The sequence below is a fragment of the Sphingomonas telluris genome, from assembly GCF_022568775.1.
GTDB lineage: Bacteria > Pseudomonadota > Alphaproteobacteria > Sphingomonadales > Sphingomonadaceae > Sphingomicrobium > Sphingomicrobium telluris.
Map to the genome: position 1 here is coordinate 1,500,109 of NZ_JAKZHW010000001.1, position 13,180 is coordinate 1,513,288.

General features: G+C 66.3%; 18 protein-coding genes and 1 tRNA gene. 3 read left to right on the forward strand and 16 right to left on the reverse strand.

The features are described from left to right. Positions 1–106 precede the first annotated feature (106 nt). Entirely contained in the window at positions 107–235 is a 129-nt protein-coding gene (locus LZ016_RS15530; protein WP_277622523.1) for a hypothetical protein, read from the forward strand. Here the strand turns inward: LZ016_RS15530 and LZ016_RS07655 are convergent. The 11 genes from LZ016_RS07655 to LZ016_RS07705 form a co-directional block, all read right to left on the reverse strand. Next, positions 232–402 (reverse strand): hypothetical protein, encoded by a 171-nt coding sequence (locus LZ016_RS07655; protein ID WP_241446806.1) that lies wholly within the window; start codon positions 400–402, stop codon positions 232–234. The genes LZ016_RS15530 and LZ016_RS07655 overlap by 4 nt on opposite strands. 82 nt (positions 403–484) lie before the next feature. Beyond that, on the reverse strand, positions 485–1,030 hold the full coding sequence (locus LZ016_RS07660; RefSeq protein ID WP_241446807.1) for a hypothetical protein: 546 nt from the start codon (positions 1,028–1,030) through the stop codon (positions 485–487). An 82-nt stretch (positions 1,031–1,112) separates the two neighbouring features. Then, a complete protein-coding gene (locus tag LZ016_RS07665; RefSeq protein ID WP_241446808.1) occupies positions 1,113–1,964 on the reverse strand; it encodes a hypothetical protein in 852 nt (283 codons plus the stop codon). Between the two features lie 145 nt (positions 1,965–2,109). Further along, positions 2,110–2,733 (reverse strand): GTP cyclohydrolase I FolE, encoded by a 624-nt coding sequence (folE, locus tag LZ016_RS07670; protein WP_241446809.1) that lies wholly within the window; start codon positions 2,731–2,733, stop codon positions 2,110–2,112. Further along, positions 2,730–4,052 carry an FAD/NAD(P)-binding protein gene (locus tag LZ016_RS07675; RefSeq protein ID WP_241446810.1) on the reverse strand — a complete coding sequence of 441 codons (1,323 nt, stop codon included), beginning with the start codon at positions 4,050–4,052 and terminating at the stop codon, positions 2,730–2,732. Before LZ016_RS07675 ends, folE begins: the two co-directional genes overlap by 4 nt. Continuing rightward, positions 4,042–4,311 carry a DUF6356 family protein gene (locus LZ016_RS07680; protein ID WP_241446811.1) on the reverse strand — a complete coding sequence of 90 codons (270 nt, stop codon included), beginning with the start codon at positions 4,309–4,311 and terminating at the stop codon, positions 4,042–4,044. Before LZ016_RS07680 ends, LZ016_RS07675 begins: the two co-directional genes overlap by 11 nt. Before the next feature lie 25 nt (positions 4,312–4,336). Next, positions 4,337–4,413, reverse strand: a tRNA-Arg gene (locus LZ016_RS07685). Positions 4,414–4,449: 36 nt separating this feature from the next. Further along, complete coding sequence (locus tag LZ016_RS07690; protein WP_241446812.1) at positions 4,450–4,866, reverse strand: DUF1178 family protein; 417 nt, start codon at positions 4,864–4,866, stop codon at positions 4,450–4,452. Then, positions 4,863–5,690: a carbon-nitrogen hydrolase family protein gene (locus tag LZ016_RS07695; RefSeq protein ID WP_241446813.1), complete on the reverse strand. Its 828-nt coding sequence runs from the start codon at positions 5,688–5,690 to the stop codon at positions 4,863–4,865. Before LZ016_RS07695 ends, LZ016_RS07690 begins: the two co-directional genes overlap by 4 nt. Further along, a complete protein-coding gene (grxC, locus tag LZ016_RS07700) occupies positions 5,690–5,947 on the reverse strand; it encodes a glutaredoxin 3 (RefSeq protein WP_241447480.1) in 258 nt (85 codons plus the stop codon). The genes LZ016_RS07695 and grxC overlap by 1 nt, the downstream gene beginning before the upstream one ends. Before the next feature lie 16 nt (positions 5,948–5,963). Beyond that, complete coding sequence (locus LZ016_RS07705) at positions 5,964–6,692, reverse strand: ComF family protein (protein WP_241446814.1); 729 nt, start codon at positions 6,690–6,692, stop codon at positions 5,964–5,966. 48 nt (positions 6,693–6,740) lie between these two features. Here LZ016_RS07705 and LZ016_RS07710 point away from each other — a divergent pair, with 48 nt between their 5' ends. Both LZ016_RS07710 and LZ016_RS07715 read left to right on the forward strand, forming a co-directional pair. Then, positions 6,741–7,475, forward strand: a complete 735-nt coding sequence (locus LZ016_RS07710) for an SAM-dependent methyltransferase (protein ID WP_241446815.1) — start codon at positions 6,741–6,743, stop codon at positions 7,473–7,475. Between the two features lie 93 nt (positions 7,476–7,568). Beyond that, positions 7,569–7,751 carry a Flp family type IVb pilin gene (locus tag LZ016_RS07715; RefSeq protein WP_241446816.1) on the forward strand — a complete coding sequence of 61 codons (183 nt, stop codon included), beginning with the start codon at positions 7,569–7,571 and terminating at the stop codon, positions 7,749–7,751. A gap of 29 nt (positions 7,752–7,780) precedes the next feature. Here LZ016_RS07715 and LZ016_RS07720 read toward each other — a convergent pair whose 3' ends face one another. The 5 genes from LZ016_RS07720 to LZ016_RS07740 form a co-directional block, all read right to left on the reverse strand. Next, positions 7,781–9,247, reverse strand: coding sequence for a M48 family metalloprotease (locus tag LZ016_RS07720; protein WP_241446817.1), 1,467 nt, complete (start codon positions 9,245–9,247; stop codon positions 7,781–7,783). An 89-nt stretch (positions 9,248–9,336) separates the two neighbouring features. Then, positions 9,337–10,278 carry an acetyl-CoA carboxylase carboxyltransferase subunit alpha gene (locus LZ016_RS07725; RefSeq protein WP_241447481.1) on the reverse strand — a complete coding sequence of 314 codons (942 nt, stop codon included), beginning with the start codon at positions 10,276–10,278 and terminating at the stop codon, positions 9,337–9,339. A gap of 40 nt (positions 10,279–10,318) precedes the next feature. Then, positions 10,319–11,203 carry a tyrosine recombinase gene (locus LZ016_RS07730; protein ID WP_366512890.1) on the reverse strand — a complete coding sequence of 295 codons (885 nt, stop codon included), beginning with the start codon at positions 11,201–11,203 and terminating at the stop codon, positions 10,319–10,321. Between the two features lie 7 nt (positions 11,204–11,210). Further along, entirely contained in the window at positions 11,211–12,992 is a 1,782-nt protein-coding gene (locus LZ016_RS07735; RefSeq protein WP_241446818.1) for a hypothetical protein, read from the reverse strand. Next, positions 12,982–13,119, reverse strand: a complete 138-nt coding sequence (locus LZ016_RS07740) for a hypothetical protein (RefSeq protein WP_241446819.1) — start codon at positions 13,117–13,119, stop codon at positions 12,982–12,984. Before LZ016_RS07740 ends, LZ016_RS07735 begins: the two co-directional genes overlap by 11 nt. Positions 13,120–13,180 lie beyond the last annotated feature (61 nt).

Consider the following 13,180-nt stretch of genomic DNA (forward strand, 5'->3'; position numbering starts at 1 on the left):
CAGCAGTTTAACCCGTCTTGAATTAACGGAAGTTCTGCTAACAATGGACCGGGCGGATTCGGGGCGTGTGGCGTTGACTGTATCTTTGCATAAATTGAGAGCGACGGTGAAACTTTGCCGTCAGCTGGCGGATGAAGTCGATCCGCTTCCCAATGCGCAAAGCTTACGCAAGCTCGCCGACGAGCTCGAACGCAATCTCGACGAGCTCGAGGTCAGGCGCGTCCTCAAGCATTAGGACGACAGCCGGCTCTCGGCGCTGATTTCCCGCACAACCGTCTCAATCTCTTCGATCAGTTCGCTCTGCACGCCATGCCGACGAAGTTGCTCGAGGTGCGCCTCAAGCTGAGCGAGGCCTTCAAGGATTTTGTCGTTCAGTTCCCGTCGCTTGGCGACATCATCCATGAGTGCACCCCCGCACTGCATCGCATGTGCGGTGGACCCTCACAACCGTTTTGTTGATGTGCCGTAACCAAATTTGCGGATGTTAACGCTCCCAGCGCCGCACCGCTCTTTCGTAGGCAGCTTTCGCTTCGTCCCGAGCCTCCGCGAGCGCATCCCGTTTCGCTTCGTGCTTGCGCTGCAGGTCCCGACGCTTGCGCTGCAGCGCCTCCAGCTTCTCGTCGAACTCGCGCAGTTCCTTGCGCTGCTTCTTCTCCGCCTTCTCCAGCGCGGCCTCGGCTGCGTCCAGCTCGTCGCGGCTCGGTTTGGGACCCCGTGAAGCAGGCTTGATCGGCTCCGCTTTTTCGACCCGTTTCGGCAGCTTCTGCTTGCCCAGCGCGGCGACGTGCTCCTCCTCGCTGCCGCGCAGCCGGCGGATGACCTGCCCGGGATTGGCGAGCGGTTCTTCCATCAGCTCGGGGTCGGTGACCTGCTCGGCGATGTTCTGCGCGAACAGGTTCGCTTCCGCGCCCCAGGCTTCGAGCGCGGCCTTCTGGCTCGGCGCCGCGACATAGGCGTCGTGAAAGCCGATCGGAGTCCGGAAGACCTTGAGCTTCTGCTTCCGCGCGGATGTCTTGGGCGTCTTGGCCATGGCCGTTCAACGCCGAAATTCGCGCAAGGGTGTCATGAAAGGCCGGGCGGCCGCGCCCCTAGGCCGCCCGGCACCACCCCCCTTAGCTCGTCTTCTTGGCCGTTCCGCTGACCTTCGACCCGTCACGCGGATCGGTGCTGGTCCAGGTCACGGACTGCCCGTCGGCCGACGGCACCGTCACGGCTTCGCTCACGACCTTGCCGTCGCGCGTGAAAACCTCCTTCAGGCCATTGCCTTCCACAGAGACCTGCACGGTCGTTCCGCCGATGTCGCCCGTCACAGGAACGGCGGGTCCGCCGAGCTCGGCCGTATAGCTCTGGCCCATGCCCGACCAGGACACCTTGTTGCCCTCGACCTTGTAGGTCGCGTTCAGCGCGTCCTCGGAATATTCGTTGACGTGCTCAGCCATCCATTGGCCGGAAACGGCATGCGCGCCCGCGGGCGCCGCGCCAACGCGCTTGGAGCTGCTCGCTCCTTCGACCGGCGGAGCATTCGGGGTCGTCATGTCCTTGAACTTGCGGGTCAGCGTGTTGCCATCCGCCGACACTGAGAACGTCGCGGCGAACGTATCGCGCCCGCCCTTCTGGCTCTTCCATTCCAACGACTTGTCGTCGACGGCCTTGATCGACATGTGGTCGGCATAGGGCCGGCCGGTGACTTCGTGGAACTGGCCGTCCGCCACGAGATCCACCGGCGGAATGCAGGTGCTGCAGGTGAACTTGCCGTCCTTCAGCACGAATTCGTCGGGCTTGCCTTCGAACTTCACGCTGTCGCGATCGGTCTTCCAGGTGCCGTTGAGCACCGAGATATCGGTAGCGGCAGCTTCGGTCGTCGCGGCGGCCGGTTCGTTGCTCGCAGCGGTTTCCTGCTGCTTGCAGGCAGGCGCCATCAGGATGAGAGCGGCAGCGATCGCCGTGCACGTGACTGTTCTCATGAACGTCCCCCTTATAACCGAGGGGGACCCCGATTGGCCGCCCGCTCGCAGGTCGGCCCCGTCTTCACAGACAAAAACGGGCGAGGTCGGCCGGGCGCGGAGACTACTCCGGTTGAACCGAAAGTAAATTCACATTTGATATGGGTTAGTATCCCATCAGCGCGAGCACTTCGCGGCGGCTCCGCTCGTCCGCGCGGAACGTCCCCATCATGCGGCTGGTGGTCATCATCACACCCGGAGTCTGCACTCCCCGCGCCGTCATGCAGGCATGGCTCGCCTCGATGACCACCGCGACGCCCTTGGGCTGCAGATGATCCCAGATGCAGTCGGCGACCTGCGCCGTCAGCCGCTCCTGAACCTGAAGCCGCCGCGCAAAGCCGTGCAGCACGCGCGCCAGCTTGCTGATGCCGACGACCTTGTCACCCGGCAGATAGGCGATTGCCGCCCTGCCGATGATCGGCGCCATGTGATGCTCGCAGTGCGACTGGAACGGTATGTCCTTCAAAAGCACGATCTCGTCATAGCCGCCGACCTCGTGGAATGTGCGGCTGAGGTGTTTGCAGGGATCTTCTTCGTAGCCCTTGGCATATTCCTTCCAGGCCTTGGCGACGCGGCGCGGCGTGTCGAGCAGGCCTTCGCGGTCGGGATCGTCGCCGGCCCAGCGGATAAGCGTGCGGATGGCTTCGCTGACGTCGTCCGGAATTTCCACGGCGGGACCCGAATTGACGAGGTCCCCGTCCTCCGGCTCGCCATGTTCGAACGCGCTCATCGCTTTAGCTCCATCGCAATATCTTCGGCCACGGCTGCGGCCTGGCCCCTGATATCGGGAACCGCGATGATTTCCCAATACCGGCCCTTGGTCAGGGGTCCCATCGCCCAGGCACGCTGCGATCCCGCGATCCGCGAGTGCTCGTCGACGTCGAGCGCAATGCCCATGTCGTCGGGCCTGGCGAGACCGTCGGCGAGCATGCCTTTCAGCAGGGCATCGCGGGTCCGGTCGATGCGACCGAGCGGGCCGGTGCAATTGATCATGTAGGCGAAACGCTCGTCCTGAACAGTCGAGCTGCCGCGACGGCGATAGACCACGGACAAGGCGTCATGCTCCTCGCGCACGGACTGGATGCGGCCGGCGACGATCTGAAGCCTGCCCTCGGCGATCAGCTCGTGAAGGCGCTGCGCAACGGTGGGGGCGATGCGATGGCGGTGAACGTCCCACCACGGCCGCGCATGCCGAGCGAACCTTTCCCGCTGATCCTGCGGAAGGCTCTGCCACAGCCAATGGCTGTGCGGACGCAGGGAATCGATTGCCGCTCGCCAGCCCACTTGGGCGGAACGGCGGCGCAGCCAGCGCCACAAGGCACGCACGTTGCCCGCGGGGATGTCGCCGCGCTCCACGGGCGCAGCTTCGAAATCCACGTGCCCGCGAGGGACCAGGCCACGGCGCGAAAGCGCGACGATCCGTCCCTGATGGCCGGCGGCATCGAGCGACAGCACGGCGTCGACCATGGTCAGCCCGGTCCCGACCAGCAGGACGTCTTCGTTCGTGGCCGCCAGGTCCTCGATGGCAGCGAGCGCCTCCGGTCCCCACGGGTTGTCGATGACCCGCGTTGATCCGCCGCCAAACGGCAGCGGCTCCGGCGGCTGGTTGCCGAGCGCGAGGACCAATGCGCTTGCCTGAAGCTGCTCGCCGCCGTCCAGGCTGACGCGCCAGCCGCCGTCGCGCGGCTCCGCCTCCATGGCCAACCGTTGGACCAGCCGCGTCCGGCCGGTGGCGAGGGCCTCGTCGAGGATGCGGCGCAGATACTGTCCGAACTGCATTCGCTGCACGAAGTCGCGGCGCGTTGCGCCTTCCGCCTCCGCGACTCGCACGAAATGGTCGAGATCGTCTTCCCACGCGCTCATCACGTCCGCGCAGACGTTGAGCACGTGCGCCGGCTCCCGCGTCGAATAAGCGACGCCGCGCCCTGCCCGGCCCGAGCCTTCGATCAGCACATTGTCGATGCCCCGCCGCGCCAGTTGCGCCGCCACGATCGTTCCCGAAAACCCGCCACCGATAATCGCTACCGGGAGACCCCGGTCAGATTTCATAGTCGGGCCATGCGTTCGGGTTCTTTGCGCCGGCTTTCCGCTTCACCATGTGATCGTGAAGCCGGATCACCGTCCGGCCGGCAGTTTCCGTGAACCATCCAGGTACAATCGCATGAATGATGCAGGCGGTCCCGGCCCCGATCAGCTCGGCACCGATCTTGATTGCTCCCGACCCGTGGCTTGCCCACGTCATTCCGAGTGCACGCGGATGTGCCGTGAAGATGTTTCCGGCGCGCGCTTTCTGCTGTTCTACAGCCATATCCCCATCGGCCCATGAACCAAGTTGGTGGCCCCGGCAGGACTCGAACCTGCGACCTGCGGTTTAGGAAACCGTCGCTCTATCCTGCTGAGCTACGGAGCCGATCCGGTGCGGGAATAGGCACCCGCAGCCGTTTTATCAATTCACTTGGCCGGGCGGGACGATGGGCAGCGGCAGCGGCATGATGGGCACGCCCTCGTCGATCAGCGCCTTGGCTTCAGCAACGCTCGCCTGCCCGTGGACCGCCTTCTTCTCGACCTCGCCGAGATGCATGGCGCGCGCCGTCTCCGGCAACTGCTCGCCCACATATTCGGAATTGCTGAGCAGCTTCTGCTGGATAGCGGCCATCTCAGCGAGCTTCGCGCGGACGCCGTCCTCTGCGGCCGTCGATCGGCCGACGCGCGGCGCCATAGGCGCCTTCTCGACCTGGGCCGACCCGCACACGGGGCACTGCACCAGCCCGCGTTCGAGCTGCCCCTGATAGTCGCTGGTCGAGCTGAACCAGCCTTCGAAGACCTCTCCGCCCTCGATGCACCGAAGGTCGAAAACGATCACCGGCTGACCGCCTGCTCGACGGTTCGGCGATGGCTGAGCGCAGGCACGCGGCCGCGAACGTCGGTGATCCGGCTCAGCTCGATCTCCGCGAAGGCGACGCCGGAATTTTCGGCCATGTCGACAAGCACGTCGCCCCAGGGATCGACAACCAGCGAGTGACCGTAGGTCGTGCGCCCGTCCTCGTGCTGTCCCGCCTGCGCGGCAGCGACGACGAACAGCCCCGCCTCGATCGCGCGGGCCCGCAGCAGCACTTCCCAATGCGCTCGGCCGGTCGGCACGGTGAACGCGGCAGGCACCGCGATCACGTCCGCACCCGCTTCCGCAAGCCGCGAGAAGAGAGCCGGGAAGCGCAGGTCGTAGCAGATGGCGAGGCCCAAGGTGCCGACCGGCGTTCCGGTCACGACCACGGCTTCGCTGCCATGCTTGTAGGTGTTGCTCTCGCGCCAACTCTCGCCCGTTGGAAGGTCGACGTCGAACAGATGGATCTTGTCATAACGCGCGCGGATCTCGCCGCGCGGGTCGATCACGAACGCGCGATTGGCGAGCTGACGGCCCTCGGTCCTGATGGCGAGCGAGCCGATATGGACCCAGATGCCATGCTCGCGCGCGGCATCGCGGACGGCGGCAAGGACCTCGTCATTCTCCTCGAGCCGCACATTGTGCGCCGCGCGCTCCGAATCCCGGTCGAGAAGCCCCGACATCTCGGGCGTAAACAGCATGGCCGTTCCGCCGTCAGCAGCCTCGCGCACGGCGCGGACCAGCCGCTCCGCGCTTGCTGCGGGGTCGACGCCCGTCGTGGACTGGAAGAGTGCGATCCGAACCATCAGGCGGCCAGCAATTGCTCCAGCTTGCCCTGCTGGTCCAGCGCATAAAGATCGTCGCACCCGCCGACATGCGTTCCGTTGATGAAGATTTGCGGGACGGTCGTCCGTCCGGACGCGCGCTGGACCATCTCCTCACGCAACGGGCTGCCCCAGGTCAGCTCGTACAGCTCATAGTCGACGCCCTTGGCATCCAGGAGCAGCTGCGCCCGATAGCAAAAGGGACAGGCCGACTTCACATACATCTCCACCCGGACCACGCTCACCTCACTCCTCTCAAGTCAATTGCGTCGGCTTGATCACTCGCGCCCAGCTTACCAGCTCAATTCGGGCGGCACCGGCTTTTTTCAATACCTTGGCGCAGGCATTGGCGGTGCTTCCGGTCGTGAGCACGTCGTCGACGAGAACGACCGTACGCCCCTGAAGGTCCGCCGCCGGATCGACGGCGAACGCTCCCGCGACGGTCTTTCGCCGCTGGGCGATGCTCATGCCTTTCAGGGCGGGCGTGGACCTCGTTCGCCGCAGAAGCCGCGCTTCGGACCGCAATCCGGTGGCGCGGGCGATCTCGTTCGCGACCAGCAAGGACTGGTTGAATCCGCGCTGCCACAGGCGGCCGCGATGGAGCGGCACCGGCACGAGGACGGGATCGTGCTCGGGGCGGACGAGCGGCGCCATGAAGCGCGCCATCGTCCGCGCGAGCGCAACTTTGCGGCCGTACTTGAGCCGGATGGCGATGCTCCGCGAAAGCTCGTCGTACGCAACCGCCGATCGCGTGCGCTCGATGCGCGGAGGCTTTGCAACGCAAACGCCGCAAAGCTCCGCGTCCGTCGCTTCGAGCGGCATCCCGCACGTCATGCAGCCGCTCTCGCCCAGGAATTCGACCTGCGACCAGCAATCGCCGCAGAAGCTGTGGACGTCGGCCACGATCGCTCCGCAACCGGCGCAGCGCGGCGGCAGAGCAAAATCCAGCACCGCCTTCAGCGCAGTGTTGATCGTTGAACGCACCCTCACTCGCATCTTGTCGCCGCTCCGCCGTCGCCGCACAAGCGCGCCGTGGCCGACCTGTTCGATGAAAAGCTGCGCGCGCTTCGCCGTGCACGCGCCGACCGCAAGGGGCCGGAGCGCTTCCTTCACGACCGCGCGTTCGAGGATGTCGTCGATCGCCTCTCGCTGGTCAGCCGCCGCTTCCGGTCCGCACTGTTCGTCGGCGACGCCAGCCCGCAATGGCGGGAGCGGCTGCTGGAACAGTGCGATGCAGTGGACGTGATCGACCCGGACGCGCTGATGCAGGTGCAGCCGGGCGCCTACGACCTGTGCATCGCCATCGGATGGCTCGACACGGTCAACGATCTGCCGACCGCTCTGCTGACGCTGCGCTTCGCCCTGCAGGAGGATTCGCTGCTGCTCGGCGCCTTTGCAGGCGGCGATACCCTTCCCGCGCTGCGTTCCGCCATGCGCGCCGCAGACGAAAAGACGGGGGCCGCAACGCCGCATGTCCATCCCCGGGTCGAGCCGTCCGCGGTCGCGGGCCTTCTCAGCGATGCCGGCTTTGCCATGCCCGTCGTCGACGTCGATCGCGTAAACGTCAGCTACACGAGCCTTTGGGACCTGGTCCGCGACCTGCGGGCGATGGGCGCGACCAACCTCCTGACCGCCCGATCCCGCAAGCCGCTGACGCGCGAAGCGGTCACGGCTGCGGTTAATCAGTTCGCTTTGGAAGCGGAGAGCGGCCGTGTGACCGAGCGCTTCGAGCTGATCCACTTCGCGGCGTGGACGCCGCACGGTTGAAGTGGATGAGGGTCCGTTAACCTCTGCGCCGCATCACTTGTTAACCCGTTACGACTATTCAGGCCTCGTGGACGTGGACCAGAGGAGGGTGGCGTGATCGCTATCCGAATGACTTTACGCAGGCTCCTTGCCGACCAGACGGGAGCAACCGCGATCGAATACGGACTCATCGCCTCTCTCATCATCGTTGCGATGATGGGCGGCCTTTCCGCCATGGGCGGAGGCATGGGAGGCCTGTGGGGCAAGATTCAGAGCAACGTGCAGAATTCGATGTGAGGACCTGCGGCTGAAAATGCCGCAGGACTTCACGCACGTCTGGAGCCGTAAACGATCAACTTGACCTTCTGACCGGGGACGAGGCGGGAGTTAGCCTGCAATCCATTAAGCGACAGGAACCTGTCGAGCTGGAAGTCGCGATAGGCCATCCGGCTCGCGAGCCCTTGCACCGTGTCGCCCGGACGCACCGTCCACACATCGATGATCCGCGGCCGGATCGCCGCCGCCTCCGCCGGCGAGATGCGCCGGATCGACTGCACCATCGGAACGAACGGCCCGATGCCCTGCCCGCCGCGGCTGAGCATCACGAAGTGGTAGACCGTGTCCGGTCCCCATTGATAGGCGAAGACGCTGACGTCCACCGGACCTGACGAGGTATTCGCGCGGGAGACGTTGTAGGCGGCTGGAATGCCGTTGATCATCGTCCGCTGCGTCGGACCCATCTGCAAGGGGATCTCGCCGCCGGTCAGGCCCTGCAGCACGCGATAGATGTAATTGTCGAGGTTGCCGGAATAGCGGCCGCCGCTGAACTGGGCCTTCCCGCCGGAACCGCTGATCGTCACCGCCGTCGTTCCGTTCTGCATCAGGTAACCGGGCGGAACGGCGAAGAAGATCTTCAGGTCCGGATGGGTGAACGTCCGTCCGTCGATGATGCCCTGCGCGGGATCGTCATCGACGTACATGCCCTGCACGTTCGCGAGGAACTGGTCGCGGTTGCGCATGCCCTGGCCGAGGTGCCCGGTCTGCCGAGCCTCATTAAGGGCCCGCTGCACGCGATTCTCGCTCAGCGGGTGGGTGCTAGCCCACTCCGGAGTTTGGCGGCCGGTGCGGCCCTGCACGCGAGCCTCCAGCGCCGTCGCGCGGGTGATCGCGGTAAGAACGCCGGCGCCTCCCCCCGGATCGTAGCCCGCCGCGGTGATGTAGCGCAGGCCCAAAGTATCCGCCTGATATTCCTGGTCGCGCGAGAAGCTCAACGTCGCGAGCTGCGAGCGGGTTTGCGCCATCTGCGCGACCGCGCTGCCGAGTCCACCGCCGACGACGCTACCGAGGATGGCACCGAGCACGCCAAGCACCGAACTGCGGCTAGCGTAGGATTCGCGGGCCTGTGCATGGTTGGCGGCGACGTGGCCGACCTCATGGCCGAGCGCGAAGGCGAGCTGTGACTCGTCGTCCATCAGCCCCATCAGCTGCCGGGTTATGTAGACGTATCCGCCGGGGACCGCGAAGGCGTTCTCGACGGCGGAATTCAGGACGGTGAAGCGGTAGGCCCCCGGAGTGACTCCAGAGAACGAGGCAACCCGCCGTCCGACGCCGTCGACATAGTTGGCGCGCGGCCCGGTCTCTGCACCCCCGAATTCGGCGAGCAGCTTCGGATGATCCTGCTGGGCTTCCTGGACGTAACGCGGATTGAGCGGACGCCCCGCCATTTGCGACGAGGACGCCGTCGGCACAGCCACCATGGCGATGCTGCCGAGAACAAGGAACGCAGACCGCATGAACCACCTCTCGAATTCGCTACGGGCACGTAACTGACCCGAAGCGATTTGAACGAGAGATGACTGTGTGGGTTCCTGCGGTTGCCGGTTCAGGCCATTGCGAGATACTTGGCCCGGCGCTGCTTCAGAAGCTCTTCGCCACCAAGGTTCGAGCAGCCGGACAGCTCTTCGAGGATCGCTTCCTTGAGGTTCGCGATGGCCTCCTGCGGGTCGCGCTGCGCCCCGCCGAGCGGTTCCGGAACGACGCGGTCGACCACGCCGAGCGCCTGCTGGTCCTGCGCCGTAATGCGCATCGCTTCCGCAGCCTCGGCGGCCTTGTCCGCGGTCCGCCACAGGATCGACGCGCAGCCTTCCGGCGAGATGACTGAGTAGATCGCATGTTCGAACATGAGCACGCGGTTGGCCGCGGCGATCGCGATCGCTCCGCCCGACCCGCCTTCGCCGACGATGACGGCGATCATCGGCACCTTGAGCGAGAGGCATTCCTCGGTGGCGCGCGCAATGGCCTCCGCCTGCCCGCGCTCCTCCGCCTGCACGCCCGGAAAGGCACCGGGCGTATCGACCAGGCTGACGACCGGAAGAGCGAAGCGGTCGGCGAGCTTCATCAGGCGGATCGCCTTGCGATAGCCCTCGGGCTTGGCCATCCCGAAATTGTGCTTGAGGCGCGAGGCGGTGTCGTCGCCCTTCTCATGCCCAAGGAGCAACACCTTGCGGCCGCCGATCGTGGCGAGACCGCCGAGGATCGCGGGATCGTCGGAGAAACCGCGGTCCCCCGCGAGCGGAACGAAGTCGTCGGTCAGCCCGGCGACATAGTCCTTGAAGTGCGGCCGTTCCGGATGACGGGCCACCTGCGCCTTCTGCCACGGCGTCAGCTTCGCATAGGTCTCGCGCAGCAGCTTCGAGGATTTCGCCTCGAGCCGGCCGATTTCCGCATCGAGATCGAGGTCGCCGGAGTTCGCCGTCTCCTTGAGCTCCGCGACGCGCGTTTCGAGCTCGGCAATCGGCTTTTCGAATTCGAGGTAGGTGTTCAATGCCATTTGACCGCGCGGGTAGGGCGGCTTGCCGTTAGCGTCAACGACGGTCCGCCAAAGGATGCTTGGTGTTGACCAGCTGGATCAGCCGGGCGCTGTCGACGTGCGTGTAGATCTGGGTCGTCGCAATGTCGGCATGGCCCAGCAGCGACTGGACGACCCGCAGGTCCGCTCCTCCCGAGAGCAGATGCGTGGCGAAGGCATGCCGAAGGACGTGCGGGCTGATGCGCTCGGGCGGGATTCCCGCATCCGCCGCCATCGCCCGGACGATCTGGTAGAGCCTGATGCGGCTGAGATGCGTCTTCCCGCTCGGAAACAGCCATAGCGAGCCGGTCGGAACATGCTCTCGCCAGCGCACGACCGCCTGCTCGGCACGGCTGGAGATGGGTACGAGCCGTTCCTTCGATCCCTTGCCGCGCAGGACCATGAACGGCTGGCCGGTGCGGAGCGCGCCGCGTGGGAGGCTGACGAGCTCGGTTGCGCGCAGGCCCGATCCGTAGAGCAATTCCAGCAGCGTCAGGTTTCGGACCGCCAGCGGCTCGTCGCTCGCCGCCCGGGCCTCCGCCGCTTCGAACAGAGCGGTGACCTCGTTGGAATCGAGGATCTTCGGCAGCGGCCGTTGAAGCGTCGGCTTCGGCAAAGCACCCGACGGATCGTCCTTCCGAAGTCCCTCGTCGAACAGGAAGCCGTAGAACCGCCGCAGCGCCGCCGAGCGCCGCGCGACCGTGGATGGCGCGAGGTCGCGCCACTGTTCGCCGAGCTTCGACAGCACGTCGCTGCCCGCAGTCCCGATGGGCTGTCCGAGCCCGTCCGCTGCCCGCTCGAGGTCGGTGCGGTAGGCCAGCAAGGTATTGCGCGAAGCCCCCGCCTCGGCCGCCATCATGTCGAGGAATCGATCGACGAGCGCCCGGTCTTCGAAGGTCACGCCAGGATCACGTCCGTGCGAGCGCTTCCGCAGCGATCATTCGGGCGGTGTAGTCCTGACCGGTGCGCTTCAGCGCGGCGACCGAGTGGAAGACGTGCGCGGGCGGGATGTCAGCAAAGGTCGCCGCCTGCAGGCCCGTGCCGGTCATGACGAGGACCGTTCCCGACTGTCCGAGGGCTGCAGCGCGGTCGATGAGCTTCGTCCAACTCGATCGGTGTCCCAGGCGGAGGCCATGACGGTTGCTGAGTCGGCCTGCCGTCGCCGTGTCGATCCGGCCAAGACCCGCGAGACCCGCGACGAGCAAGGCACTGCGCTTCTTTCCCTCGCTATTGTCCCGATCGATGAACTTGCTGATCCGGCCGGCGCTGACGTCGACGTTGCTCGTGCCGTCCGGCGCGCCGAGAGCGAGCATCGCCCAGGCTTGGTCGGCATATTGGTCGTCCATCTGATTGACCGCGCGTGCCCAGCGCGCCGCGTCGCGATCGTATCCGGCGGCCAGCATCGATGCGATCAGGTTGGGCGCGTCGGTCTGCAGGTCCTTGCTCGGCGTCACGAGCGCCGCCGCCTTGCCGAGCATCGCGCGCGCGGCCTCCGCCTGGAGCGGGTCTTTCGACGCGTCCCACAGCTTGCGCATCGCGCCGAGCCGGGTGTCGAGGTCCTTGCCGACAAACGCCAGCCGCAGCTGCCACGCCGGCGTGTCCGGCAAATCGTCCGGGCTCGTCGCTTCATAGATCAGCGAATAGAGATCGACGAGCGACTGCGATGAGAAGACGCCGAGCCCCGCCGCGATCTGCGCTGAGGCCAGCCTGTCCTGCGGCGCAAGCATCGGAGCCGCCGCCTGCCAGGCGCGGAGCTGCGGCGGCGCATCGTTGATCAGGCGATCGGGGAAAGTCATCCCCGTCGCGGTGGCAAGGCCAAACCGCCACGTGTCGAGCCGGTCGACCGGCTCCCACTCGATCGTCACTGCGCGGCGCGTATTGCCGCCAGCGCCAACGACCTTCTGCGCAAGCTCGAGATCGATGCCACGAACGCGGCCGCGGCGGCGCGCGGAGTCCACCTGCTCGGCGGCTGCCTCCGGTTCACCCGCGAGCGCGGAGCACATGGCGTCGACCAGCTGGTAGATGTTGGGCTCGACCTTCTCGATGCCCTGCTCCAACGGGCAGAGACCCGCCGGATCGGCATTGGCGAGAGCGCTCTGGACGCCGACCTGGAACATGCGCGGCGTGAAGCGGTCGACGTCGACGCTGGACACGAGCATGCGCGCGCTGTCCGCCTCGCCCATGCGCACGAGCAGCCAGGCGCGCTCCGCCGTCCAGTCGACGGGATTGATGTTGCGCGGTGCCGGCACGCGGGCGAGCAGCACGTTGCGCAACGCGATATGCGCCCAGCGCGAAGCCAGCGGAGTCTGCATCCGCCGCATCAGCGTGGCGACGTAAGCCCCGCTGGCGCCGCCGAACGGAGCGGCGTCTAGCCCGAGGTCTGCGGCATCGAGGCGCCCGGCGAACCGCGGATCGCGGCGCGCGTGATCGGGATATTCGACCGGCGGAGCGACTTCCCGGACCAGCTCGATCGGAGTGCCGTCGGTGACGCCGACCTGGACCTCGCCGACGGAATCGGGGGCCGCCGAAGGTGTCGGCGTCGTCAGCGTGCCGCTCGGCGCCGGCTGGGCCGGTGCGGGCGTCGGCGCGGGAGCGGGAGTCGCGACGTTGGACGGCGTGGCCACCTGCGCCAGCGCGGGAATCGCCAGCGCAATTGCGGCCCCCGCCGCGAGCAGGCGGCTAGCTTGCATTGGAAGTGGCAGTGACCTCGGTCTCGATGGTTTTCGTGGGCACTTCACCCGCCTGCCTCGAAAAGAAGAACATCAGCCCGATGATCAAGAGGAGGAGGACGACAAGGACGATTACGGCTCGCGGCATGGCACTCGCGTCTGTTGGAATTGGAACGCGACCGCTTTTGCCGCCCCGCCCCGCCGCTGTA

Excerpts from the sequence above, each read along its gene's own strand:
- LZ016_RS07655 (WP_241446806.1), bottom strand. The coding sequence starts at position 402 with ATGGATGATGTCGCCAAGCGACGGGAACTGAACGACAAAATCCTTGAA.
- LZ016_RS07665 (WP_241446808.1), bottom strand. The coding sequence starts at position 1,964 with ATGAGAACAGTCACGTGCACGGCGATCGCTGCCGCTCTCATCCTGATG.
- LZ016_RS07695 (WP_241446813.1), bottom strand. The coding sequence starts at position 5,690 with ATGGTTCGGATCGCACTCTTCCAGTCCACGACGGGCGTCGACCCCGCA.
- folE (WP_241446809.1), bottom strand. The coding sequence starts at position 2,733 with ATGAGCGCGTTCGAACATGGCGAGCCGGAGGACGGGGACCTCGTCAAT.
- LZ016_RS07720 (WP_241446817.1), bottom strand. The coding sequence starts at position 9,247 with ATGCGGTCTGCGTTCCTTGTTCTCGGCAGCATCGCCATGGTGGCTGTG.
- LZ016_RS07735 (WP_241446818.1), bottom strand. The coding sequence starts at position 12,992 with ATGCAAGCTAGCCGCCTGCTCGCGGCGGGGGCCGCAATTGCGCTGGCG.
- LZ016_RS07660 (WP_241446807.1), bottom strand. The coding sequence starts at position 1,030 with ATGGCCAAGACGCCCAAGACATCCGCGCGGAAGCAGAAGCTCAAGGTC.
- LZ016_RS07675 (WP_241446810.1), bottom strand. The coding sequence starts at position 4,052 with ATGAAATCTGACCGGGGTCTCCCGGTAGCGATTATCGGTGGCGGGTTT.
- LZ016_RS07680 (WP_241446811.1), bottom strand. The coding sequence starts at position 4,311 with ATGGCTGTAGAACAGCAGAAAGCGCGCGCCGGAAACATCTTCACGGCA.
- LZ016_RS07740 (WP_241446819.1), bottom strand. The coding sequence starts at position 13,119 with ATGCCGCGAGCCGTAATCGTCCTTGTCGTCCTCCTCCTCTTGATCATC.